Source organism: Streptomyces sp. NPDC039480 (assembly GCF_055597165.1).
On the sequence record NZ_JBVITX010000033.1, the window covers coordinates 1 to 1,363 of the forward strand.

At 69.6% G+C, this 1,363-nt stretch carries 2 protein-coding genes; both read left to right on the forward strand.

Annotated features, from left to right (window positions below; all coding sequences use genetic code 11):
* Positions 1–1,147: non-ribosomal peptide synthetase (locus ACZ56E_RS40635; RefSeq protein WP_471222001.1), on the forward strand; the 1,147-nt coding region annotated here is incomplete at its 5' end.
* Positions 1,144–1,363: hypothetical protein (locus tag ACZ56E_RS40640; RefSeq protein ID WP_471222002.1), on the forward strand; the 220-nt coding region annotated here is incomplete at its 3' end. The genes ACZ56E_RS40635 and ACZ56E_RS40640, both read left to right, overlap by 4 nt.

Sequence of the window (1,363 nt, forward strand, 5' to 3'; positions counted from 1 at the left end):
GGGCACGTGGCTGGTGGATTCGGGGCCGTTCAGCTTCGTCAAGCTCACTCCGGGGCATCTGGAGATCCTCACGCATCAGTTGGGCGAGGAGCAGGCCCGGGCGCTGGCCGGGATCTGGGTCGTCGCCGGTGAGGCACTCTCCGGCAGGCTCGCCGGGCAGTGGGCGGCACTGCTGGGCGAGGGGCGTCTGATCAACGAGTACGGCCCCACCGAAGCCTCGGTCGGTACGTGCACCTATCTGGTGGCCGCGCCGGTGGCGGCGGACGTGGTACCGATCGGGCGCCCGCTGCCCAACATGACCATGTACGCCCTCGACCAGGGTATGCGGCCGGTACCGGTGGGTGTGTCCGGCGAGTTGTATGTCGGGGGCACTGGTGTGGCGCGTGGTTATGCGGGGCGTGCCGGTCTGACGGCTGAGCGGTTCGTGCCCGATCCGTTCGGGGCGCCGGGAGCCCGGCTGTACCGCACCGGGGACATGGTGCGGGTCCTCGCGGACGGCAGCGTCGACTTCATCGGCCGTGCCGACCTCCAGGTCAAGGTCCGCGGCTACCGCATCGAACCGGAAGAGATCCAGGCGGTGCTGCTCGACCACGAGGGCATCCGCGAGACCGTGGTGATCGTGCGCGAGGACGACCTCGGTGACAAGCGTCTGGTGGCGTACTACGTGCCTGCCGACGGCCCGGTCGCGGCCGAGGACCTGGCTGCGCACTGCGCGGTCCGGCTGCCCGACTACATGGTCCCGGCCGTGTTCGTCGAGCTGGCGGCCCTGCCGCTGAACGCCAACGGCAAGATCAACCGCAGAGCCCTCCCCAAGCCGGACGACACCGAGGCCGACGCCGCGGCCGAGGCGCCACGGGGACTGGTGGAGGAGCGCATCGCCGAGATCTGGACGGAGTTGCTCGGGCGCCCGGTGGGCATCCACGACAACTTCTTTCAACGGGGCGGCAATTCGATCCTCGCGATCCGGCTGATCGCGCAGATCCAGTCCGCGTTCGCGGTGGACATTCCAATCAGGGCGGTTTTCGAGAACCCGACCGTCGCCACCATGGGCGAAGCCGTCGAGGCCGCAGTACGAGATGAGATCGAGCAGATGACGGACGCCGAGGTCATGGCGGAGTCGCTGCGTCTTGAGGGTGAGGGCAAGTGAGCGTGGGCGAGAACGGCCAGAACGGTCAGCCGGGCGTGCCGGGGTCGGTTACGCGCGAGGAGCTGCTGCGGCGCCGGCTGAGCGGTGGCGGTGACGGTGGTGGCCGTGGCGGGTCCGGCACGGGCCGGGGCCCCTCGGCGATCGGCCGCGCGGATCGTTCCGGGCCGTTGCCGCTGTCGTTCGGTCAGCAGCAGATGTGGTTCTTGAATCGTCTTG